A 23,957-nucleotide genomic window follows, 5' to 3' on the forward strand; every position below is an offset into this window, starting at 1 on the left:
AATTAACCTCGTCGCTGAAAGGTAAACCTGTTTCTGCGCAGCTAACGGTAGGCGTGGTCGATGAAATGATCTACGCGCTGCAACCAGAAATCGCGCCGAATATCGGCAAATTTTTCTATCCGCTGGGGCGTAACAATGTGCGTACCAGCTCCAGTCTGTCGTTTATCAGCTATGACCAGGCGCTCTCCAGCGAGCCGGTTGCGCCTGGCGCGACTAACCGCAGCGAGCGGCGAGTAAAAATGCCTGAACGTCCACGGCGTGAAGAGGTGGATACCGCGGCATGGATGCCGTCACTCACAACCGATAAACAAGGCAAAGCGTATTTCACGTTCCTGATGCCTGATTCGTTAACCCGCTGGCGTATCACCGCGCGTGGGATGAACGGCGACGGGCTGGTCGGGCAGGGGCGTGCTTATCTGCGTTCGGAAAAAAATCTCTACATGAAGTGGAGTATGCCAACGGTGTATCGCGTGGGCGACAAACCGGCGGCAGGACTGTTTATCTTCAGTCAGCAGGATAACGAACCGGTGGCGCTGGTGACTAAATTTGCAGGCGCTGAGATGCGCCAGACGCTGACGCTGCACAAAGGGGCGAATTATATTTCGCTGACGCAGAATATTCAGCAATCTGGCTTGTTAAGTGCAGAACTGCAACAAAATGGGCAAGTGCAGGACAGCATTAGCACAAAACTGTCTTTTGTGGACAACAGCTGGCCCGTTGAACAGCAGAAAAATGTCATGCTCGGCGGTGGCGAGAACGCGCTGATGTTGCCCGAGCAGGCGAGTAATATCCGGCTACAAAGTAGTGAAACGCCGCAGGAGATTTTCCGCAACAATCTTGATGCGTTAGTCGATGAACCGTGGGGTGGGGTGATCAACACCGGTAGCCGTCTGATCCCGCTCAGTCTCGCCTGGCGTTCGCTTGCCGATCATCAAAGTGCCGCCGCTAACGACATTCGTCAGATGATTCAGGATAACCGTCTGCGGCTGATGCAACTGGCGGGGCCCGGAGCGCGCTTTACCTGGTGGGGTGAAGATGGCAATGGTGACGCCTTCCTTACGGCATGGGCATGGTACGCCGATTGGCAGGCCAGCCAGGCGCTCGGCGTAACGCAACAACCGGAATACTGGCAGCATATGCTCGACAGTTATGCCGAGCAGGCGGATAACATGCCGTTATTGCATCGGGCGCTGGTGCTGGCGTGGGCACAGGAGATGAATCTGCCGTGCAAAACGTTGTTGAAAGGGGGGGATGAAGCTATCGCCCGGCGCGGAACTAAAGATGAAGATTTCTCTGAGGAAGACATCCGCGATATCAATGACAGCCTGATCCTCGATACACCGGAATCTCCACTGGCAGATGCGGTGGCAAACGTCTTAACCATGACGTTGCTGAAAAAAGCGCAGTTGAAGTCCACGGTGATGCCACAGGTTCAGCAATATGCGTGGGATAAAGCGGCAAACAGCAATCAGCCGCTGGCGCACACGGTTGTGCTGCTCAATAGCGGTGGTGACGCTACCCAGACGGCCGCTATTTTAATGGTTTGACCGCTGAGCAATCCACTATTGAGCGCGCGCTGGCCATGAACTGGCTGGCGAAATATATGGCGACAATGCCTCCAGTTGTTTTGCCTGCGCCTGCGGGCGCATGGGCTAAACATAAGTTAACTGGAGGGGGCGAAGACTGGCGTTGGGTTGGTCAGGGTGTGCCGGACATTCTCTCTTTTGGTGACGAATTATCGCCGCAAAATGTGCAGGTCCGCTGGCGTGAACCGGCAAAAACGGCTCAACAAAGTAACATTCCGGTGACCGTTGAACGCCAGTTGTATCGGCTTATCCCCGGTGAAGAAGAGATGAGCTTTACTCTGCAGCCGGTGACCAGCAATGAGATTGACAGCGATGCGCTGTATCTCGATGAAATTACGCTTACCTGCGAGCAGGATGCAGTTCTGCGCTATGGTCAGGTGGAAGTACCGCTCCCGCCGGGAGCCGACGTTGAGCGCACAACATGGGGCATTTCAGTCAATAAACCCAACGCCGCGGAACAGCAGGGGCAATTGCTGGAAAAAGCGCGTAATGAAATGGGCGAACTGGCCTATATGGTGCCGGTGAAAGAACTGACGGGAACGGTCACTTTCCGCCATTTGCTGCGCTTCTCGCAAAAAGGGCAATTCGTTCTGCCTCCTGCTCGTTATGTGCGTTCCTATGCACCTGCGCAGCAAAGTGTCGCGGCAGGGAGTGAATGGACCGGGATGCAGGTGAAATAAGTGAACTGGCGCAGAATCGTCTGGCTATTGGCGTTGGTTACTCTGCCAACGCTTGCGGAGGAGACGCCGTTACAACTGGTGCTGCGCGGTGCGCAGCACGATCAACTGTATCAGCTGTCGTCATCAGGCGTGACCAAAGTCTCAGCATTACCTGACTCGCTCACCACGCCGTTAGGGAGTTTGTGGAAACTGTATGTTTACGCCTGGCTGGAGGATACCCATCAACCGGAGCAGCCCTACCAGTGTCGCGGAAACTCCCCGGAAGAGGTTTATTGTTGTCAGGCTGGGGAGAGCATAACGCGCGATACCGCGCTGGTACGTTCCTGTGGGCTCTATTTTGCGCCGCAGCGGTTGCATATTGGCGCAGATGTGTGGGGGCAATACTGGCAACAGCGTCAGGCACCTGCGTGGTTAGCGTCTCTTACAACGCTGAAGCCAGAAACCTCGGTAACGGTTAAATCGCTGCTTGATTCATTAGCGACGTTACCTGCGCAAAACAAAGCTCAGGAAGTCTTACTGGATGTGGTGCTGGACGAGGCGAAAATCGGTGTCTCATCCATGCTCGGTAGTCGGGTACGGGTGAAAACCTGGAGCTGGTTTGCCGATGATAAACAGGAAATCCGTCAGGGTGGTTTTGCTGGCTGGTTAACCGATGGTACACCGCTGTGGGTTACTGGCAGTGGCACCAGCAAAACGGTACTAACCCGTTATGCGACGGTGCTTAATCGGGTTTTGCCAGTGCCGACGCAGGTTGCCAGTGGGCAATGTGTAGAGGTGGAGCTGTTTGCCCGCTATCCGCTGAAGAAAATCACAGCGGAAAAGAGTACGACGGCAGTAAAACCCAGCGTACTTAATGGGCGCTATCGTGTGACGTTTACTAATGGTAACCACATTACGTTTGTCAGCCACGGTGAGACGACCTTACTGAGCGAAAAGGGCAAACTGAAATTGCAGTCGCATCTCGATCGTGAAGAGTACGTTGCCAGAGTTCTGGATCGCGAGGCGAAAAGTACGCCACCTGAGGCAGCGAAAGCCATGACTGTGGCGATACGTACTTTTTTACAGCAAAACGCCAATCGGGAAGGTGATTGCCTGACCATCCCCGGCAGCAGCGCCACGCAGCGTGTTTCTGCTTCGCCAGCGACCACGGGGGCGCGAACGATGACCGCCTGGACGCAGGAGCTCATCTATGCAGGCGATCCGGTTCATTATCATGGCAGTCGCGCTACCGAAGGGACACTTTCCTGGCGGCAAGCCACGGCCCAGGCGGGGCAGGGGGAGCGTTACGACCAGATACTCGCGTTTGCTTATCCCGACAACAGCCTTAGCCGCTGGGGAGCTCCACGCTCAACCTGCCAGTTATTACCCAAAGCGAAAGCCTGGCTGGCGAAAAAAATGCCGCAGTGGCGGCGTATATTACAAGGCGAGACGGGGTACAACGAACCAGACGTGTTTGCGGTCTGTCGTTTAGTCTCAGGTTTCCCCTATACCGATCGGCAGCAGAAACGGCTGTTTATTCGTAACTTCTTTACGCTTCAGGATCGGCTGGATTTAACCCATGAGTATCTGCACTTGGCCTTTGATGGTTATCCCACCGGGCTTGATGAGAACTATATCGAAACGCTGACCCGACAATTATTAATGGACTAATGCTATGCGAAAGATTTTTCTTCCGTTGTTACTGGTGGCACTTTCGCCTGTCGCTCACAGTGAAGGTGTGCAGGAAGTCGAGATTGACGCACCGCTCTCTGGCTGGCATCCGGCAGAGGGCGAAGATGCCAGTTTTTCACAATCGATCAATTACCCGGCGTCGTCCGTCAACATGGCAGATGATCAAAATATCTCAGCGCAGATCAGCGGCAAAATAAAGAATTATGCTGCGGCGGGTAAAGTTCAGCAGGGCCGGCTGGTGGTCAACGGTGCCAGTATGCCGCAGAGAATTGAATCCGATGGTTCATTTGCACGCCCTTATATTTTCACTGAAGGCAGCAACAGCGTGCAGGTCATCAGCCCGGATGGGCAAAGCCGGCAAAAAATGCAGTTTTACTCAACGCCGGGTACAGGAACTATTCGTGCACGTTTACGGCTGGTTCTCTCGTGGGATATGGACAATACCGATCTCGATCTCCATGTTGTCACGCCCGATGGCGAACACGCCTGGTACGGTAACACCGTGCTGAAAAACAGTGGTGCACTGGATATGGATGTCACGACGGGGTACGGACCCGAGATTTTCGCCATGCCAGCACCAGTTCACGGGCGCTATCAGGTGTATATCAACTACTATGGTGGGCGCAGCGAAACGGAATTGACGACCGCCCAACTGACGCTGATCACCGATGAAGGATCGGTCAATGAGAAACAGGAAACATTTATTGTACCGATGCGTAATGCTGGCGAGCTGACGCTGGTGAAAAGTTTTGACTGGTGATCCATCCCTTCACACAACCTGGCTCTCTCTTTTTTCAGATAAGACTGCTGGGCGATCTGCCGACGCCAGGATATAACCATTAACAAGCGTCGGCAGATTGGTCATTTCTTATTTTTCGTACTGAGAACTGTCCATCTACTCCGGCTTTCCTGGTTAAGGCAATGGTTTCTAAGCGATACGCATTATTGCAATGGTGACAGAACATTGCGGTAACACGCTTTTACCGCTACCTTAACCACACTCCATCGGTCACCTGAGGCGGAGCTTCGCCCCTTTGAAATACCTTGCTTCTTTTCGTACAACCCTGAAAGCCTCGCGCTACATGTTCAGAGCATTGGCGTTAGTGCTCTGGCTGTTGATTGCTTTTTCATCCGTTTTTTACATCGTTAATGCGTTACATCAGCGAGAATCGGAAATTCGTCAGGAATTTAATCTGAGTTCCGATCAGGCTCAGCGCTTTATTCAACGCACCTCTGATGTGATGAAAGAGCTTAAGTACATCGCCGAAAATCGCTTATCGGCAGAAAACGGTGTGCTTTCCCCGCGTGGACGAGAAACGCAGGCGGATGTGCCTGCGTTTGAACCGCTGTTTGCCGACTCCGATTGTTCCGCAATGAGTAACACCTGGCGAGGTTCTCTGGAGTCATTGGCGTGGTTTATGCGCTACTGGCGCGATAATTTTTCTGCGGCTTACGATCTCAACCGGGTATTTTTAATCGGCAGTGATAACCTCTGCATGGCCAATTTCGGTCTGCGTGATATGCCAGTGGAACGCGATACCGCGTTGAAAGCGTTGCATGAACGCATCAATAAATATCGAAATGCACCACAAGATGATAGCGGCAGTAACCTCTACTGGATCAGCGAAGGTCCGCGCCCTGGCGTCGGGTATTTTTACGCGTTGACGCCAGTTTATCTGGCGAACCGGTTGCAGGCGCTTTTGGGTGTCGAGCAGACCATCCGGATGGAGAACTTTTTCTTACCGGGTACGTTGCCGATGGGGGTTACCATTCTTGATGAAAATGGTCATACCCTGATTTCGCTTACCGGACCAGAAAGTAAAATTAAGGGCGATCCTCGCTGGATGCAGGAACGCTCCTGGTTTGGCTATACGGAAGGGTTCCGGGAGCTGGTGCTGAAGAAAAATCTGCCACCCTCATCGCTAAGCATCGTGTATTCGGTGCCGGTTGATAAGGTGCTGGAACGCATTCGCATGTTGATCCTTAACGCAATTTTGCTGAATGTGCTTGCCGGAGCTGCATTGTTTACTCTCGCGCGGATGTACGAGCGACGTATTTTCATTCCGGCGGAAAGCGACGCCCTGCGACTGGAAGAACATGAGCAGTTCAATCGCAAGATTGTCGCCTCCGCGCCAGTGGGTATCTGCATTTTGCGTACCGCTGATGGCGTCAATATTTTAAGTAACGAACTGGCGCATACCTATCTCAATATGCTTACGCATGAGGACCGCCAACGACTGACGCAAATTATCTGTGGGCAGCAGGTCAATTTTGTTGATGTCCTGACCAGCAACAATACCAATCTGCAAATCAGCTTCGTCCATTCGCGCTATCGTAATGAAAACGTGGCCATTTGTGTGCTGGTGGATGTTTCTTCGCGCGTGAAGATGGAAGAGTCGTTGCAGGAGATGGCACAAGCAGCGGAACAGGCGAGCCAGTCAAAATCGATGTTCCTTGCCACCGTCAGTCATGAGCTGCGAACGCCGCTGTATGGCATTATCGGTAACCTGGATCTGTTGCAAACCAAAGAGTTACCGAAAGGCGTCGATCGTCTGGTGACGGCAATGAACAACTCTTCCAGCCTGTTGTTGAAAATTATCAGCGATATTCTCGATTTCTCGAAGATTGAATCGGAACAGTTGAAGATCGAACCGCGTGAGTTTTCACCGCGTGAAGTGATGAACCACATCACCGCCAACTATTTACCGCTGGTGGTACGCAAGCAGTTAGGCTTGTACTGCTTTATTGAACCGGATGTGCCAGTGGCCTTAAATGGCGACCCGATGCGTTTACAGCAGGTCATCTCCAACCTGTTGAGTAACGCCATAAAATTCACCGATACCGGCTGTATAGTTTTGCATGTTCGCGCTGATGGCGATTATCTCTCTATCCGTGTTCGCGATACCGGCGTGGGGATTCCGGCGAAAGAAGTGGTGCGCTTGTTTGATCCCTTCTTCCAGGTTGGAACGGGCGTACAGCGAAACTTCCAGGGGACCGGTCTGGGTCTGGCGATTTGTGAAAAACTGATCAGCATGATGGACGGCGATATCTCGGTAGATTCAGAACCGGGAATGGGCAGCCAGTTTACCGTGCGTATTCCGTTGTACGGCGCTCAGTACCCGCAGAAAAAAGGCGTGGAAGGGTTGAGTGGTAAACGCTGCTGGCTGGCGGTCCGCAATGCGTCGCTCTGTCAGTTCCTGGAAACCAGTTTGCAGCGCAGCGGCATCGTCGTTACAACATACGAAGGGCAGGAACCGACTCCCGAAGATGTGTTAATCACTGACGAGGTAGTGAGTAAAAAATGGCAGGGCAGAGCGGTAGTGACCTTCTGTCGTCGCCATATTGGTATTCCGCTGGAGAAAGCGCCAGGGGAGTGGGTACACAGTGTGGCTGCTCCGCATGAGCTACCGGCATTGTTGGCGCGTATTTATTTGATCGAGATGGAGAGCGACGATCCTGCTAACGCTCTGCCGTCGACGGACAAAGCGGTCAGCGATAACGACGATATGATGATTCTGGTCGTGGATGATCATCCGATTAACCGACGTCTGCTGGCAGATCAGTTGGGATCGTTGGGCTATCAATGTAAAACCGCGAATGATGGCGTCGATGCGCTTAATGTACTTAGTAAGAATCATATTGATATCGTGCTTAGCGACGTCAACATGCCAAATATGGATGGTTACCGCTTGACGCAACGCATTCGTCAGTTGGGACTGACGTTGCCGGTAATCGGAGTAACTGCTAATGCGTTGGCTGAAGAGAAGCAGCGGTGTCTGGAGTCCGGTATGGACAGCTGCCTCTCGAAGCCGGTAACGCTGGATGTGATAAAAAAGACGCTGACGGTATATGCCGAGAGGGTCAGGAAATCGCGGGATTCGTAGGACGGATAAGGCGTTTACGCCGCATCCGGCATTCAGTGCAAATGCCAGATAAGACACTGACGCGTCTTATCTGGCCTACTTTAATGTAATCTGTTGAAATAATGGGAATCGTAGGCCGGATAAGGCGTTTACGCCGCATCCGGCAATCGGTGCAAATGCCAGATAAGACACTAACGCGTCTTATCTGGCCTACAGATGATTAGTCTTTATCTGCCGGACTTAAGGTCACAGAAGAGAGATAATTCAGCAGGGCGATATCGTTCTCGACGCCCAGCTTCATCATCGCAGATTTCTTCTGGCTACTGATGGTTTTAATACTGCGGTTCAGCTTTTTAGCGATCTCGGTCACTAGGAGGCCTTCCGCAAACAGGCGCAGAACTTCACTCTCTTTTGGCGAGAGACGCTTGTCACCGTAACCACCAGCACTGATTTTTTCCAACAGGCGAGAAACGCTTTCCGGGGTAAATTTCTTCCCTTTCTGCAGCGCGGCGAGAGCTTTCGGCAGATCGGTCGGTGCACCTTGTTTCAGCACGATCCCTTCGATATCCAGATCCAATACCGCACTAAGAATCGCCGGGTTGTTGTTCATAGTCAGAACAATGATCGACAGGCTTGGGAAATGGCGCTTGATGTACTTGATTAAGGTAATGCCATCGCCGTACTTATCGCCAGGCATGGAGAGATCGGTAATCAACACATGCGCATCCAGTTTCGGCAGGTTGTTGATCAGTGCTGTAGAGTCTTCAAATTCGCCGACAACATTCACCCACTCAATTTGCTCAAGTGATTTGCGAATACCGAACAAGACTATCGGATGGTCATCGGCAATAATTACGTTCATATTGTTCATGTAATAGGCTACCTTGCTACAGCAAGCTCTTGACATAACTGTCAATGTCGCTGATGTATTTTTCTATTCTTGGAACATCCTTCTCACGAATCAGATGTTCCAGCGTTTCACATAACTGCTTGCCGGGTACCAGATTTAGCATGGCAAATACGCCTTTAAGACGATGAGCCGTTTGGGCTAACGCAGCAAAGTCACTGGTTGCTGCTTCAGTATACAGCCTCTTAACATCATCCGGTACTGTGTCTACAAAGAGCGCATAATAGCCGCTGGCATGGAGTTGCGCATTTTCATCTCCGCCCAGAGGCGATTCTGTCACCTCTTCCTGCGCCAGTTGCACTTCAATTAATTGTAAGACCGCTTCCTGCATAGCGTTGCTCATATTGAAGTTGACGCACAATTGACCAGGCCCAATTTCTCGTACGCCAGACTCATCATCGCTTAAAAGCAAGCCAGAGGCAGTAAGATTAGACGGATTATCCGTTAAAAAGATATCATAATCTTGACTAATTAATCTTTCATCGGGTGTGATACAGGTTGCACCCCAATTTTCTAACAGGCGAGTGACAATATTCCGAATTTCTGCCGAAGTAACATCCACCATTACGCAGACATCATCCAGTAAACGCTCTTCTTCCTCTTCAACTTCCGGGTCAGCGGCGAGCATTTTGATATGCACAGAGTAGCGTGTACCAAGCCCATCCCGCGTTTTGATGTTTAAATGACCGCCCAGTTTACGTGCCAGTTGATCGCTCAGCCAGAATGCCAGCGGGTCCGCCTTTCCATAACGATCGTTTTGGGTCTGGTTGATAAACGGGAAGTGCAAATTATCCATTTCATGAATACTTACGCCTTCTCCCGTGTCCAGAATGCGGAATGTCAGGCGGTCTTCAGAGGACTCATCCTGATCAACCTCAAGGGTGATTTTTCCCAATTGCGTTGAGGTCACGGCATATTGCATCAGTAGCAGCAAAATACGTCGTAAGGCATCGCGATCGCCGCGGCGCATATCGTGTGCTTTCAGATGATTGTTAATCAGCAGTTGCAGACCTTTACGCTTGATGGCAGGCAACACTGAAGGCACAACTTCATCAATTAAATCCTGCACGGAGAACAGCACCGTCTCACTTTTCCAGCTATCATCCGCAAGCATGTTCGCTAACTGTATTTCTTCGACCAGCCGCACCAGCACATCTGCCTGATTCGCCAGTTGTTTGCTTTCCGGGGCGTTGAGTTTAGCCGCACTCTCCGCCAGGGACTGTGCGGGTTCTTTCAGCGCATCGCCAATGTTTTTCATAAAGGTCATCCGCCCCTGCTGGTTTTTCTCATACAGACGCTGCGCCTGCTTGAGTTTCTTGTTTACCAGCACTTCGCGATCCTGATCGCGAATAATGAGAATTTGTGTGCGCGGCGCGACCTGGCTGCGGAACATGCGGATCTCATACAGCTCGTTATTGATCGTCGCCTGAATAATCCCCTGATGCTGTTCCGCCATGGTGGTGATGTTTTGCAGATTCAGATGCGGCAGCAAATGATCGGCAATTTTGTTACTTATGACAGTGCGGTTCGATTCCTGATCGTGAACCAGCAGGCCGAGCGGCAACAGTGAGACTATCTCTTCATTAATTGCCCGTAAAATGCGCAATTCGTTATTGACCGCCGTGCTGGGGACGCTTTCTGTACTGCGGCTGGAGAAATGGCGGAATGTGGTATAGCCAAATAACGCCAGCGCCAGCAAACCGATGTTCAGCAGCAGTGGCAGCAGAATGTTTTGCAACGTATCCAGCAATAAGGTGCCATAAGGAACCTGCCAGACCAGGCGCATATCGGTAGAGTTGAGTGCCGAGGAGATTTCAATCTTCGTACTGTTAAAGTGGATACTGACGCTATCCGTCCCTTCTTTCTCATTATCATTGTTTCCCGTTGCCGTCGCGTCTGGCTCAAGGCGGAAACTGTCCAGCGGCATACCCGGTGGGATCAAATCATTAATCGGCAGATCAAAAGCCACGACCGTTGCCAGATGTCCCGGCTGGTTGAACGTGGTACGCAAGGTAAAGTAATGACCGTTCTGCCAGGCCAGGCGGCGCATGTTAGAAAAACTTTCGCGTTCATCGAGGGCGTTGGCCTGTTGCAACATTTCTGCACGACGTGAATCAACAATGTCACTGACGGTCGATTCTTTAAATCCGGAGGTGAGATCTTTAAGGGGTAGGGTTGAGATCAGCACCAGACTGTTATCCTGACCATTCAGGTAATACATCGACCACGGTACATTTTCTGCACCCCACAATGTATCCAGATAAGTGGACATCCGCTGAGTCATCTCAAGCGTTGAGTTGTCGTGAGAGCCAAAGATTAACGCTTCCGTTTTGCGGCGTGGTTTCTCCAGATAGTAGACATCCTGTTTCAGGCGCGTCTCTTGTAAACCTTCGCCGGAGGAGGGGGAGGTCGTCGCGGCAATGTTGTCGTAGATCTGCCTGGTCACGTAACGCCAGGTATCGACGCGCTTTTGGATTGCGTGGGTAATGTCGACAATCTGGTAACTTTTATCTTTCAGCCAGGCGTTAACGGCACTTTGTACCATTACCCCCATCGTCACCAGTAACACAATGATCAACAGTAAAAAGAAGCGGGTAATGCTCCCCGGTAGGAGTGAAAAGCGGGTCGTGGCCGTTGTCTCTTTCTGACGCATTCGTGTTTATGACCTGTTAAAACTTCGCGAAGTGATAGGGCAGTATAAAGGGTACAGTGTGAAATTCCAGACTCTTACCTGATTGATGATTCTCTATTCTCCCGTGATATTTATCATCCTGTATGGGGGGAAATAGATGTACAAGCGCCATTTTGCTGTACAAATAACCTACAAAAAGCCCAACGAAATTAATTGTAAATAAACAAAGATTGCTGGAAATTATGCTGATGTTAATTATTTGTGAAATAGTTAACAAGCGTTATAGTTTTTCTGTGGTAGCACAGAATAATGAAAAGTGTGTAAAGAAGGGTAAAAAAACCGAATGCGAGGCATCCGGTTGAAATAGGGGTAAACAGACATTCAGAAATGAATGACGGTAATAAATAAAGTTAATGATGATAGCGGGAGTTATTCTAGTTGCGAGTGAAGGTTTTGTTTTGACATTCAGTGCTGTCAAATACTTAAGAATAAGTTATTGATTTTAACCTTGAATTATTATTGCTTGATGTTAGGTGCTTATTTCGCCATTCCGCAATAATCTTAAAAAGTTCCCTTGTATTTACATTTTGAAACATCTGTAGCGATAAATGAAACATCTTAAAAGTTTTAGTATCATATTCGTGTTGGATTATTCTGCATTTTTGGGGAGAATGGACTTGCCGACTGATTAATGAGGGTTAATCAGTATGCAGTGGCATAAAAAAGCAAATAAAGGCATATAACAGAGGGTTAATAACATGAAAGTTAAAGTACTGTCCCTCCTGGTCCCAGCTCTGCTGGTAGCAGGAGCAGCAAACGCTGCTGAAGTTTACAACAAAGACGGCAACAAATTAGATCTGTACGGTAAAGTAGACGGCCTGCACTATTTCTCTGACGACAAGTCTGTAGATGGCGACCAGACCTACATGCGTCTTGGCTTCAAAGGTGAAACTCAGGTTACTGACCAGCTGACCGGTTACGGCCAGTGGGAATATCAGATCCAGGGCAACAGCGCTGAAAACGAAAACAACTCCTGGACCCGTGTGGCATTCGCAGGTCTGAAATTCCAGGATGTAGGTTCTTTCGACTACGGTCGTAACTACGGCGTAGTTTACGACGTAACTTCCTGGACCGACGTACTGCCAGAATTCGGTGGTGACACTTACGGTTCTGACAACTTCATGCAGCAGCGTGGTAACGGCTTCGCAACCTACCGTAGCACCGACTTCTTTGGTCTGGTTGACGGTCTGAACTTCGCTGTTCAGTATCAGGGCAAAAACGGTAGCCCGGAAGGTGAAGGCATGACCAACAACGGTCGTGAAGCTCTGCGTCAGAACGGTGACGGCGTTGGCGGTTCTATTACTTATGATTACGAAGGCTTCGGTATCGGTGCTGCAGTTTCCAGCTCCAAACGTACTGATGACCAGAACTTCGGTCTGAACCGTTATGATGAGCGTTACATCGGTAATGGCGACCGCGCTGAAACCTACACCGGTGGTCTGAAATACGACGCGAACAACATCTACCTAGCTGCTCAGTACACCCAGACCTACAACGCAACTCGCGTAGGCAACTTGGGTTGGGCGAACAAAGCACAGAACTTCGAAGCTGTTGCTCAGTACCAGTTCGACTTCGGTCTGCGTCCGTCCCTAGCTTACCTGCAGTCTAAAGGTAAAAACCTGGGTGTCATCAATGGTCGTAACTACGACGACGAAGATATCCTGAAATATGTTGATGTTGGTGCGACCTACTACTTCAACAAAAACATGTCCACCTACGTTGACTACAAAATCAACCTGCTGGACGACAACCAGTTCACTCGTGACGCTGGCATCAACACTGATAACATCGTAGCTCTGGGTCTGGTTTACCAGTTCTAATCTCGATGGATATCGAACAAAGGGCCTGCGGGCCCTTTTTTCATTGTTTTCAGCGTACAAACACAGTTTTTTGGTGTACTCTTGCGACCGTTCGCATGAGGATAATCACGTATGGAAATAAGCTTTACCCGCGTGGCACTGCTGGTTGCCGCGCTCTTCTTTGTTGGTTGCGATCAAAAACCACAACCCGCCAAAACCCACGCTACTGAAGTTACCGTTCTTGAAGGCAAAACCATGGGTACCTTCTGGCGTGCCAGCATCCCGGGCATTGATGCCAAACGCAGTGCCGAACTTAAAGAAAAGATTCAGACCCAGCTGGACGCCGACGATCAGCTGCTTTCGACCTATAAAAAAGATTCCGCGCTGATGCGCTTTAACGACTCGCAAAGTTTGTCGCCGTGGCCGGTAAGTGAAGCGATGGCCGATATCGTCACCACCTCGCTGCGCATTGGGGCAAGGACCGATGGTGCGATGGATATTACCGTCGGGCCGCTGGTGAATCTGTGGGGCTTTGGCCCGGAACAACAGCCGGTTCAAATTCCGAGCCAGGAACAGATCGATGCGATGAAAGCCAAAACCGGCTTACAGCACCTGACGGTCATCAATCAGTCGCATCAGCAATATCTGCAAAAAGACCTGCCGGATTTATATGTCGATCTCTCCACCGTCGGTGAAGGTTATGCGGCGGATCACCTGGCACGCTTGATGGAGCAGGAAGGGATTTCCCGCTATCTGGTGTCGGTGGGCGGCGCGCTGAACAGCCGTGGTATGAACGGTGAAGGCCAGCCGTGGCGGGTAGCGATTCAAAAACCAACCGATAAAGAAAACGCGGTTCAGGCTGTGGTGGATATCAACGGTCATGGGATTAGCACTTCTGGCAGCTACCGTAACTATTACGAACTGGACGGCAAACGTCTTTCCCATGTTATCGATCCGCAAACCGGGCGTCCCATCGAACACAATCTGGTATCCGTGACGGTGATTGCTCCGACGGCGCTGGAAGCCGATGCCTGGGATACTGGCTTGATGGTACTCGGGCCGGAGAAAGCCAAAGAGGTTGTTCGCCGGGAAGGGCTGGCGGTTTATATGATCACCAAAGAAGGCGATAGCTTTAAAACCTGGATGTCACCACAGTTTAAAAGCTTCCTTGTCAGCGAAAAAAATTAAAGCGCAAGATTGTTGGTTTTTGCGTGATGGTGACCGGGCAGACTAAAGGCTATCCTTAACCAGGGAGCTGATTATGAAAAACGCCACATGCTTAACTGACGATCAACGCTGGCAATCTGTCTTAGCCCGCGACCCGGATGCCGACGGCGAATTCGTTTTCGCCGTGCGCACCACGGGTATCTTTTGCCGTCCGTCTTGCCGCGCCAGACATGCCTTGCGGGAAAATGTCTCCTTCTACGCAAATGCCAGCGAGGCACTCGCCGCCGGATTTCGCCCCTGCAAACGTTGTCAGCCAGACAAAGCCAATCCCCGGCAACATCGGTTGGATAAAATCACCCACGCGTGTCGACTGCTGGAACAGGAAACGCCTGTAACGCTGGAAGCCTTAGCCGACCAGGTGGCGATGAGTCCATTTCATCTACATCGGTTGTTTAAAGCTACTACCGGAATGACGCCTAAAGCCTGGCAACAGGCCTGGCGCGCTCGCCGTTTGCGCGAATCGCTGGCGAAAGGGGAGAGCGTGACGACGTCTATTCTTAACGCCGGATTCCCCGACAGCAGCAGTTACTACCGCAAAGCCGATGAAACGCTGGGCATGACGGCTAAACAATTCCGTCACGGTGGCGAAAATCTGGCGGTGCGTTACGCGCTGGCTGATTGTGAGCTGGGTCGTTGCCTGGTGGCAGAAAGCGAGCGGGGGATTTGCGCGATATTGCTGGGCGATGATGACGCGACATTAATCAGCGAGTTGCAGCAGATGTTTCCCGCTGCCGACAACGCGCCTGCCGATCTGACGTTTCAGCAACATGTGCGTGAAGTGATCGCCAGCCTCAATCAACGCGATACGCCGCTGACGTTACCGCTGGATATTCGCGGCACTGCTTTTCAGCAACAAGTCTGGCAGGCACTGCGCACGATACCTTGTGGTGAAACCGTCAGTTATCAGCAACTGGCTAACGCCATCGGCAAACCGAAAGCGGTACGGGCCGTTGCCAGCGCCTGTGCCGCCAACAAGCTGGCTATCGTAATACCCTGTCATCGAGTGGTCCGTGGTGATGGCACACTTTCCGGTTACCGCTGGGGCGTGTCGCGTAAAGCGCAACTGCTGCGCCGCGAAGCTGAAAATGAGGAGAGGTAATGTTGGATCTGTTTGCCGATGCTGAACCGTGGCAAGAGCCACTGGCGGCTGGTGCGGTAATTTTACGGCGTTTTGCTTTTAATGCTGCGGAGCAACTAATCCGCGATATTAATGACGTTGCCAGCCAGTCGCCGTTTCGCCAGATGGTCGCTCCAGGCGGATATACCATGTCGGTGGCGATGACCAACTGTGGGCATCTGGGCTGGACGACCCATCGGCAAGGTTATCTCTATTCGCCCATTGATCCGCAAACAAATAAACCGTGGCCCGCCATGCCACAAAGCTTTCATGATTTATGTCAACGTGCGGCTACGGCGGCGGGCTATCCAGATTTCCAGCCAGATGCTTGTCTTATCAACCGCTACGCTCCTAGCGCGAAACTGTCGCTGCATCAGGATAAAGACGAACCGGATCTGCGCGCGCCAATTGTTTCTGTTTCTCTGGGCTTACCCGCGATTTTTCAATTTGGTGGCCTGGGGCGGTGAATCGCGGCTGTTTTATCACGGTATTCAACCGTTGAAAGCGGGGTTTCATCCACTCACCACCGACTGCCGCTACAACCTGACATTCCGTCAGGCAGGTAAAAAAGAATAAAAATAAGAATTATTATTGCTGTGCGCGCGAAGATGTTTAAACTGCGGGCTGTAATTCATTGTCCGGGTTTTCTGCATGGAACTTCTTGTACTTGTCTGGCGGCAGTATCGCTGGCCATTTATCAGTGTGATGGCGCTAAGCCTCGCCAGTGCGGCATTAGGCATTGGCTTAATTGCTTTTATCAATCAGCGCCTTATCGAAACGGCGGATACCAGTCTGCTGGTGTTACCGGAGTTTCTGGGATTATTGCTGCTGTTGATGGCAGTCACTCTCGGATCGCAACTGGCGCTCACCACTTTGGGGCATCACTTCGTTTACCGACTGCGTAGTGAATTTATCAAGCGGATTCTGGATACCCACGTCGAGCGCATTGAACAACTCGGTAGCGCCTCGTTGCTGGCGGGATTAACCAGCGATGTGCGCAATATCACCATTGCTTTTGTGCGTCTGCCGGAACTGGGGCAGGGGATCATTCTCACTATCGGTTCATCGGCGTATCTGTGGATGCTGTCGGGCAAAATGTTGCTGGTAACGGCTATCTGGATGGCGATCACCATCTGGGGCGGTTTTGTGCTGGTGGCGCGGGTGTACAAACATATGGCGACCCTACGTGAAACCGAAGACAAGCTGTACACGGATTTTCAAACTGTACTTGAAGGGCGCAAAGAGCTGACTCTGAACCGGGAACGCGCCGAGTATGTGTTTAACAACCTCTACATCCCCGATGCGCAAGAGTATCGCCATCATATTATTCGCGCAGACACCTTCCATCTTAGTGCCGTGAACTGGTCAAACATCATGATGCTGGGCGCTATCGGCCTGGTGTTCTGGATGGCGAACAGTCTCGGTTGGGCTGATACCAACGTTGCTGCGACCTATTCGTTGACGCTGTTATTCCTGCGTACGCCGCTGCTTTCGGCGGTTGGCGCATTGCCGACGCTGCTGACGGCGCAGGTGGCGTTTAACAAGCTGAACAAATTCGCGCTCGCGCCTTTCAAAGCTGAGTTTCCGCGCCCGCAGGCGTTTCCCAACTGGCAAACGCTGGAGCTGCGTAACGTGACGTTTGCTTATCAGGATAACGCGTTTTCCGTTGGTCCGATTAATCTCACCATCAAACGTGGCGAGCTGCTGTTTCTGATTGGCGGCAACGGTAGCGGAAAATCGACGCTGGCGATGTTGTTGACGGGCTTGTATCAGCCACAAAGCGGCGAAATCTTGCTGGATGGCAAACCTGTCAGCGGCGAACAACCGGAAGATTATCGCAAACTGTTTTCGGCAGTGTTTACCGATGTCTGGCTGTTTGATCAACTGCTGGGGCCGGAGGGGCAACCCGCTAACCCGCAACTGGTTGAGAAGTGGCTGGCGCAGCTGAAAATGGCTCATAAGCTTGAGTTAAGCAACGGGCGTATTGTTAACCTGAAGTTATCAAAAGGGCAGAAAAAACGCGTGCCGCTGTTGCTGGCGCTGGCAGAAGAACGCGATATTATCCTGCTGGATGAATGGGCGGCGGATCAGGATCCACACTTCCGTCGTGAGTTTTATCAGGTGTTGCTGCCGCTGATGCAGGAGATGGGTAAAACTATTTTCGCTATCAGTCATGATGATCATTACTTTATCCACGCCGACCGCCTGCTGGAAATGCGCAATGGGCAACTTAGCGAGCTGACGGGCGAAGAGCGCGATGCCGCTTCGCGTGATGCCGTTGCCCGGACGGCATAATATTACGACGCTGACCTGGCGGACTGCTGCCGTCAGGTCAATATGCTAAAAATCCCTTCATTTCTAATAACCCTATAATTAATCAACGAAATTATAATGTTTCTAAAATTAGAATATAATTTATAAACATTATTTAAATGTTGTTACTTAAGTGTTACCGTTGATGCCGCGCAAATCTCACCTGCAATAAAGCGACTAAAAGTAAGGCATTAACAAGATGAAAAAAGTGACTGCCATGCTCTTCTCGATGGCCGTGGGGCTTAATGCCGTTTCGATGGCGGCAAAAGCGAAAGCGTCCGAGGAGCAGGAAACTGATGTACTGTTGATTGGCGGCGGCATTATGAGCGCCACGTTGGGGACCTATTTACGCGAGCTGGAGCCTGAATGGTCGATGACCATGGTGGAGCGCCTGGAGGGGGGCGCGCAGGAGAGTTCGAACGGCTGGAACAACGCCGGAACCGGGCATTCTGCACTGATGGAACTGAACTACACCCCGCAAAACGCCGATGGCAGCATCAGTATTGAAAAAGCAGTCGCCATTAACGAAGCATTTCAGATTTCCCGCCAGTTCTGGGCGCACCAGGTCGAGCGCGGCGTGCTGCGTACTCCGCGTTCATTTATCAATACCGTTCCGCATATGAGCTTTGTCTGGGGCGAGGATAACGTTAATTTCCTGCGCGCCCGTTACGCCGCGTTGCAACAAAGCTCGCTGTTTCGCGGTATGCGTTACTCTGAAGATCACGCGCAGATCAAAGAGTGGGCACCGTTAGTGATGGAAGGGCGCGATCCGCAACAGAAATTGGCACTGATGTGAACTATGGTGAGATCACCCGCCAGTTAATTGCTTCCTTACAGAAGAAATCTAACTTCTCGCTGCAACTCAGCAGCGAAGTCCGCGCCCTAAAGCGTAATGACGATAACACCTGGACCGTTACCGTTGCCGATCTGAAAAACGGCACTGCACAGAACATCCGCACCAAATTTGTCTTTATCGGCGCGGGCGGTGCGGCGCTGAAGCTGTTACAGGAATCGGGGATTCCGGAAGCGAAAGACTACGCCGGTTTCCCGGTGGGCGGACAGTTCCTTGTTTCGGAAAATCCAGACGTGGTTAATCGCCATCTGGCGAAAGTTTACGGTAAAGCATCCGTTGGCGCACCACCGATGTCGGTTCCGCATATCGATACCCGTGTTCTGGACGGTAAACGCGTAGTGCTGTTTGGGCCATTTGCCACCTTCTCAACCAAATTCCTCAAAAACGGTTCATTGTGGGATCTGATGAGTTCCACCACCACCTCTAACGTGATGCCGATGATGCACGTCGGGCTGGATAATTTCGATCTGGTGAAATATCTGGTGAGTCAGGTGATGTTGAGTGAAGAGGATCGTTTTGAAGCGTTGAAAGAGTACTATCCGCAAGCGAAAAAAGAGGACTGGCGTTTGTGGCAAGCGGGGCAGCGTGTGCAGATTATCAAGCGTGATGCCGAGAAAGGTGGCGTACTGCGTCTGGGTACCGAAGTGGTCAGTGACCAGCAAGGGACCATTGCGGCGCTGCTGGGGGCATCGCCAGGGGCGTCAACCGCCGCGCCGATTATGTTGAATCTGCTGGAAAAAGTATTTGGCGATCGCGTTTCCAGCCCGCAATGGCAGTCTACGTTGAAAGCGATCGTTCCGTCTTATGGACGCAAGCTGAACGGTGATGTAGCGGCAACAGAACGCGAGTTGCAGTACACCAGCGAAGTGCTGGGGCTGAAATACGACAAACCGCAAGCAGCAGATAGTACGCCGAAACCGCAGTTGAAACCGCAACCCGTTCAAAAAGAAGTGGCGGATATTGCGTTGTAATGATGTGCCACATCCGGCATGGTATGCCGGATGTGGCGTATACTGATAAGACGCGCCAGCGTCGCATCAGGCAACCGGCTCGGGCGTTAGATGTTGGATGCGGCGTAACCGCCTTATCCAACCAACGGGGTGCCGTACTTCACAACAGTTTAGCGAACTTCCGCGTTGTCAATTTTCTCTTCCGCCTTCCAGACGCGGTATTTCACATCTACATTGTCTGGCGTATACACCACGATCGGCAGCTTGCTGTTGTAACGCAGCATTCCAGCATCGCCCAGATACGCGGTGACAAATTTCTTCTCTTTCTTGCCATCCGGGCAGGCCATCATCGTGGAAACCGGCGAGCTAACTTTATCAAAGACATAATAATCATAGCCCCAGCCTTCCAGCGTTTTGCTTTCCAGCTTCCCGCCGAGACGATGCAAATTGCAATCGACTTCCAGCGTCTGACCGATTAACAGTTCTACTTTCAGGGTAGATTCATCTTCTTGCGGGGTTAACTGAATCACCTGACGCTTCATGCCTGTTTCAGCTTGTGGATAAGGCGCGATTTTTTCCAGTGGCTGGACGCTTTCTGCCGCCCAGGCGGAAGTGGTAGCGAAAGCGGCAAACAATACTGCAGGTAGAATGGTCTTCATTTTTTTGCTTTCCTTCTTCATTTATAGGTTTTCACCGATGATGTCGCTGAAGGTTAACATATTCATCAGATTTATTAATTTGCTTTATGAATAACTTAAAGAACATTCAGACAATTTTACCTGCTCTTTTAGTGTTAAATTCTGATGAGGGAGCAAACAAGCAGAAATATCTCTGGTGAATTAATCGCTATATAAATATGTTTATAACCATTTGAAATGTGAGCAAAAGCCCGTTTTTGCCACGCTTCCCGCCACTCTTTTGATCCTGCTACAGGTTTTACCCCGATCGGGGTATGCATCTTTGACACATCCTTTAATATCTTAGCGGCTATAAAAATGGCTTATTAATTATGCGGTCTATTTGGTTGCTCTCAATTTTCAGAGCGCGTTAATGATGGAAGGTCAATGTGAAGATTGATGCATCCCGTCGGGGCATACTCACTGGTCGCTGGCGCAAAGCCAGTAACGGTATCCGTCCGCCCTGGTCCGGTGATGAATCTCATTTTCTGACCCATTGCACCCGCTGCGACGCCTGTATTAATGCTTGTGAAAACAACATTCTGCAACGCGGCACGGGTGGCTATCCGAGCGTTAATTTCAAAAATAACGAGTGCAGCTTCTGTTACGCCTGCGCGCAGGCTTGCCCCGAATCGCTATTTTCTCCGCGCCACACCAGGGTCTGGGATTTGCAGTTCACCATCGGGGACGCGTGCCTGGCGTATCAGTCAGTTGAATGCCGCCGCTGTCAGGATAGCTGTGAGCCAATGGCAATTATCTTTCGCCCGACGCTCTCCGGGATCTACCAGGCGCAACTTAATAGCCAACTTTGCAACGGATGTGGAGCATGTGCAGCCAGCTGTCCGGTATCAGCCATAACTGCGGAGTATCTCCATGCACACTAACTGGCAAGTTTGCAGCCTGGTCGTGCAGGCCAAAAGCGAACGAATTTCAGACATCAGCACCCAACTGAACGCCTTTCCCGGCTGTGAAGTTGCTGTCAGCGACGCGCCGAGCGGTCAGTTGATTGTGGTGGTGGAAGCAGAAGACAGCGAAACGCTGATCCAAACCATTGAGTCAGTACGCAACGTAGAGGGCGTGCTGGCGGTGTCGCTGGTTTATCACCAGCAGGAAGAGCAAGGTGAGGAAACACCATGAAACTCAGTCGTCGTAGCTTTATGAAAGCTAACGCCGTTGCGGCCGCTGCGGCGGCTGCCGGTCTCAGCGTGCCGGGCGTTGCCCGCGCCGTTGTTGGTCAGCAGGAAGCCATTAAATGGGATAAAGCGCCGTGCCGTTTCTGCGGTACTGGTTGCGGCGTTCTGGTCGGAACGCAGCAGGGGCGTGTGGTGGCCTGTCAGGGCGACCCGGACGCACCGGTTAACCGTGGCCTGAACTGCATTAAGGGCTATTTCCTGCCCAAGATCATGTACGGTAAAGACCGTTTGACGCAGCCGCTGCTGCGTATGAAAAACGGTAAATATGACAAAGAAGGCGAATTTACCCCAATCACCTGGGATCAGGCCTTCGATGTGATGGAAGAGAAATTCAAAACCGCCATGAAAGAAAAAGGGCCGGAATCGATCGGTATGTTCGGTTCTGGTCAGTGGACTATCTGGGAAGGTTATGCCGCGTCCAAGCTGTTCAAAGCGGGCTTCCGTTCGAACAACATCGACCCGAACGCACGTCACTGTATGGCGTCGGCAGTAGTTGGCTTTATGCGTACCTTTGGTATGGATGAGCCGATGGGCTGCTATGACGACATCGAGCAGGCTGACGCGTTTGTGCTGTGGGGCGCTAACATGGCGGAGATGCACCCGATCCTCTGGTCACGCATCACTAACCGTCGTCTCTCTAACCAGAACGTCACCGTGGCGGTGCTTTCTACCTACCAGCATCGTAGCTTCGAGCTGGCGGATAACGGCATCATCTTTACGCCGCAATCTGACCTGGTGATCCTGAACTACATCGCCAACTATATCATTCAAAACAATGCGATAAATCAGGACTTCTTCAGCAAGCACGTTAACCTGCGCAAAGGGGCGACGGACATCGGCTACGGTTTACGTCCGACCCATCCGCTGGAAAAAGCAGCGAAGAATCCGGGTTCTGACGCCTCCGAACCGATGAGCTTTGAAGATTACAAAGCCTTCGTTGCTGAGTATACGCTGGAAAAAACCGCTGAAATGACCGGCGTGCCGAAAGACCAGTTAGAACAACTGGCGCAGCTGTATGCCGATCCGAACAAGAAAGTCATCTCCTACTGGACGATGGGCTTCAACCAGCATACCCGTGGTGTGTGGGCCAACAACCTGGTCTACAACCTGCACCTGCTGACCGGCAAAATTTCCCAGCCGGGTTGCGGTCCGTTCTCCCTGACCGGGCAACCTTCTGCGTGTGGTACTGCGCGTGAAGTGGGCACCTTTGCTCACCGTCTGCCTGCGGACATGGTGGTAACTAACGAGAAACATCGTGATATCTGTGAGAAGAAGTGGAATATCCCGAGCGGCACCATTCCGGCGAAAATCGGTCTTCATGCGGTGGCACAAGACCGTGCGCTGAAAGACGGCAAGCTGAATGTTTACTGGACCATGTGTACCAACAACATGCAGGCCGGGCCGAACATCAATGAAGAGCGTATGCCGGGCTGGCGCGATCCGCGCAACTTCATCATCGTCTCCGATCCGTATCCGACAGTCAGTGCGCTGGCCGCCGACTTGATCCTGCCGACCGCAATGTGGGTAGAGAAAGAGGGCGCTTACGGTAACGCCGAACGCCGTACTCAGTTCTGGCGTCAGCAGGTACAGGCGCCAGGCGAAGCGAAATCGGATCTCTGGCAGTTAGTCCAGTTCTCCCGCCGCTTCAAAACTGAAGAAGTATGGCCGGAAGAGCTGCTGGCGAAGAAACCGGAACTGCGTGGCAAAACGCTGTACGAAGTTCTGTATGCCACCCCCGAAGTGAGCAAATTCCCGGTATCCGAACTGGCGGAAGATCAGCTGAACGATGAATCCCGCGAGCTGGGCTTCTATCTGCAAAAAGGGCTGTTCGAAGAGTACGCATGGTTTGGTCGCGGTCACGGTCACGATCTGGCACCGTTCGATGACTACCACAAAGCGCGCGGTCTGCGCTGGCCGGTGGTGAATGGTAAAGAAACACAGTGGCGTTACAGCGAAGGTAACGACCCGTACGTGAAAGCGGGCGAAGGCTATAAGTTCTACGGTAAACCGGATGGCAAAGCGGTGATCTTCGCACTGCCGTTCGAACCGGCGGCGGAAGCACCGGATGAAGAGTACGACCTGTGGCTCTCTACCGGACGCGTTCTGGAGCACTGGCACACCGGCAGTATGACTCGCCGTGTGCCGGAACTGCACCGCGCCTTCCCGGAAGCGGTCTTGTTTATTCACCCGCTGGATGCGAAAGCGCGCGATCTGCGCCGTGGCGACAAAGTGAAAGTGGTTTCTCGCCGTGGCGAAGTGATCTCGATTGTTGAAACGCGCGGTCGTAACCGTCCGCCACAGGGCCTGGTGTACATGCCGTTCTTCGACGCCGCACAGCTGGTTAACAAACTGACGCTGGATGCGACCGATCCGCTCTCGAAAGAGACGGACTTCAAGAAGTGCGCGGTCAAACTGGAGAAGGTGTAAGC

The 23,957-nt window shown here is 51.7% G+C and carries 14 protein-coding genes and 3 pseudogenes; 13 read left to right on the plus strand and 4 right to left on the minus strand.

Going from position 1 to position 23,957, the window contains the following annotated elements:
• The 4 genes and pseudogenes from ACUU1I_RS04125 to rcsC all read left to right on the plus strand — a co-directional run.
• Window positions 1–2,266 (plus strand): annotated as a pseudogene (locus tag ACUU1I_RS04125) (alpha-2-macroglobulin family protein); the annotation flags it as partial.
• Entirely contained in the window at window positions 2,267–3,916 is a 1,650-nt protein-coding gene (locus ACUU1I_RS04130; RefSeq protein WP_001104552.1) for a YfaQ family protein, read from the plus strand.
• A 4-nt stretch (window positions 3,917–3,920) separates the two neighbouring features.
• Entirely contained in the window at window positions 3,921–4,697 is a 777-nt protein-coding gene (locus ACUU1I_RS04135) for a YfaP family protein (RefSeq protein WP_001225871.1), read from the plus strand.
• 274 nt (window positions 4,698–4,971) lie between these two features.
• Window positions 4,972–7,821: a two-component system sensor histidine kinase RcsC gene (gene rcsC / locus ACUU1I_RS04140; RefSeq protein ID WP_005069833.1), complete on the plus strand. Its 2,850-nt coding sequence runs from the start codon at window positions 4,972–4,974 to the stop codon at window positions 7,819–7,821.
• Window positions 7,822–8,020: 199 nt separating this feature from the next.
• Here rcsC and rcsB read toward each other — a convergent pair whose 3' ends face one another.
• Window positions 8,021–8,671 (minus strand): response regulator transcription factor RcsB, encoded by a 651-nt coding sequence (gene rcsB / locus ACUU1I_RS04145; RefSeq protein ID WP_001419944.1) that lies wholly within the window; start codon window positions 8,669–8,671, stop codon window positions 8,021–8,023.
• A 16-nt stretch (window positions 8,672–8,687) separates the two neighbouring features.
• Window positions 8,688–11,360, minus strand: coding sequence for a phosphotransferase RcsD (gene rcsD, locus ACUU1I_RS04150; RefSeq protein WP_001249095.1), 2,673 nt, complete (start codon window positions 11,358–11,360; stop codon window positions 8,688–8,690).
• Between the two features lie 737 nt (window positions 11,361–12,097).
• On the opposite strand from rcsD, the gene ompC reads away from it, so the two are divergent.
• The 6 genes and pseudogenes from ompC to mqo all read left to right on the plus strand — a co-directional run bounded on the left by ompC (window position 12,098) and on the right by mqo (window position 19,679).
• Complete coding sequence (gene ompC, locus ACUU1I_RS04155) at window positions 12,098–13,219, plus strand: porin OmpC (RefSeq protein WP_000865562.1); 1,122 nt, start codon at window positions 12,098–12,100, stop codon at window positions 13,217–13,219.
• Between the two features lie 111 nt (window positions 13,220–13,330).
• On the plus strand, window positions 13,331–14,386 hold the full coding sequence (gene apbE / locus ACUU1I_RS04160; RefSeq protein WP_000406130.1) for an FAD:protein FMN transferase ApbE: 1,056 nt from the start codon (window positions 13,331–13,333) through the stop codon (window positions 14,384–14,386).
• Window positions 14,387–14,459: 73 nt separating this feature from the next.
• A complete protein-coding gene (gene ada / locus ACUU1I_RS04165) occupies window positions 14,460–15,524 on the plus strand; it encodes a bifunctional DNA-binding transcriptional regulator/O6-methylguanine-DNA methyltransferase Ada (RefSeq protein WP_000786340.1) in 1,065 nt (354 codons plus the stop codon).
• Window positions 15,524–16,118: pseudogene (gene alkB / locus ACUU1I_RS04170) on the plus strand (DNA oxidative demethylase AlkB). The gene ada and the pseudogene alkB overlap by 1 nt, the downstream one beginning before the upstream one ends.
• A gap of 75 nt (window positions 16,119–16,193) precedes the next feature.
• Window positions 16,194–17,837: a microcin J25 efflux ABC transporter YojI gene (gene yojI / locus ACUU1I_RS04175; protein WP_000422173.1), complete on the plus strand. Its 1,644-nt coding sequence runs from the start codon at window positions 16,194–16,196 to the stop codon at window positions 17,835–17,837.
• Between the two features lie 340 nt (window positions 17,838–18,177).
• Window positions 18,178–19,679, plus strand: a pseudogene (gene mqo / locus ACUU1I_RS04180) (malate dehydrogenase (quinone)).
• Window positions 19,680–19,828: 149 nt separating this feature from the next.
• Here the strand turns inward: mqo and eco are convergent.
• Together eco and yojO are read right to left on the minus strand one after the other, a co-directional pair.
• Complete coding sequence (gene eco, locus ACUU1I_RS04185; protein ID WP_000712256.1) at window positions 19,829–20,338, minus strand: serine protease inhibitor ecotin; 510 nt, start codon at window positions 20,336–20,338, stop codon at window positions 19,829–19,831.
• A gap of 113 nt (window positions 20,339–20,451) precedes the next feature.
• Window positions 20,452–20,616 (minus strand): protein YojO, encoded by a 165-nt coding sequence (gene yojO, locus ACUU1I_RS04190; RefSeq protein WP_001296837.1) that lies wholly within the window; start codon window positions 20,614–20,616, stop codon window positions 20,452–20,454.
• A 108-nt stretch (window positions 20,617–20,724) separates the two neighbouring features.
• Here yojO and napF point away from each other — a divergent pair, with 108 nt between their 5' ends.
• Genes napF through napA form a run of 3 tightly spaced genes read left to right on the plus strand, consistent with a single transcriptional unit; the run spans window position 20,725 to window position 23,955 of the window.
• Window positions 20,725–21,219 carry a ferredoxin-type protein NapF gene (gene napF, locus ACUU1I_RS04195; protein ID WP_000686742.1) on the plus strand — a complete coding sequence of 165 codons (495 nt, stop codon included), beginning with the start codon at window positions 20,725–20,727 and terminating at the stop codon, window positions 21,217–21,219.
• Window positions 21,209–21,472, plus strand: coding sequence for a chaperone NapD (napD, locus tag ACUU1I_RS04200; RefSeq protein WP_000557378.1), 264 nt, complete (start codon window positions 21,209–21,211; stop codon window positions 21,470–21,472). Before napF ends, napD begins: the two co-directional genes overlap by 11 nt.
• Window positions 21,469–23,955 (plus strand): periplasmic nitrate reductase subunit alpha, encoded by a 2,487-nt coding sequence (napA, locus tag ACUU1I_RS04205; protein WP_000778079.1) that lies wholly within the window; start codon window positions 21,469–21,471, stop codon window positions 23,953–23,955. The genes napD and napA overlap by 4 nt, the downstream gene beginning before the upstream one ends.
• Window positions 23,956–23,957 lie beyond the last annotated feature (2 nt).

Source organism: Shigella sp. SIG3, from assembly GCF_053555855.1.

Excerpts from the sequence above, each read along its gene's own strand:
- ACUU1I_RS04135 (WP_001225871.1), top strand. The coding sequence starts at position 3,921 with ATGCGAAAGATTTTTCTTCCGTTGTTACTGGTGGCACTTTCGCCTGTC.
- rcsB (WP_001419944.1), bottom strand. The coding sequence starts at position 8,671 with ATGAACAATATGAACGTAATTATTGCCGATGACCATCCGATAGTCTTG.
- rcsD (WP_001249095.1), bottom strand. The coding sequence starts at position 11,360 with ATGCGTCAGAAAGAGACAACGGCCACGACCCGCTTTTCACTCCTACCG.
- ompC (WP_000865562.1), top strand. The coding sequence starts at position 12,098 with ATGAAAGTTAAAGTACTGTCCCTCCTGGTCCCAGCTCTGCTGGTAGCA.
- apbE (WP_000406130.1), top strand. The coding sequence starts at position 13,331 with ATGGAAATAAGCTTTACCCGCGTGGCACTGCTGGTTGCCGCGCTCTTC.
- ada (WP_000786340.1), top strand. The coding sequence starts at position 14,460 with ATGAAAAACGCCACATGCTTAACTGACGATCAACGCTGGCAATCTGTC.
- yojI (WP_000422173.1), top strand. The coding sequence starts at position 16,194 with ATGGAACTTCTTGTACTTGTCTGGCGGCAGTATCGCTGGCCATTTATC.
- eco (WP_000712256.1), bottom strand. The coding sequence starts at position 20,338 with ATGAAGAAGGAAAGCAAAAAAATGAAGACCATTCTACCTGCAGTATTG.
- yojO (WP_001296837.1), bottom strand. The coding sequence starts at position 20,616 with ATGCATACCCCGATCGGGGTAAAACCTGTAGCAGGATCAAAAGAGTGG.
- napD (WP_000557378.1), top strand. The coding sequence starts at position 21,209 with ATGCACACTAACTGGCAAGTTTGCAGCCTGGTCGTGCAGGCCAAAAGC.
- napA (WP_000778079.1), top strand. The coding sequence starts at position 21,469 with ATGAAACTCAGTCGTCGTAGCTTTATGAAAGCTAACGCCGTTGCGGCC.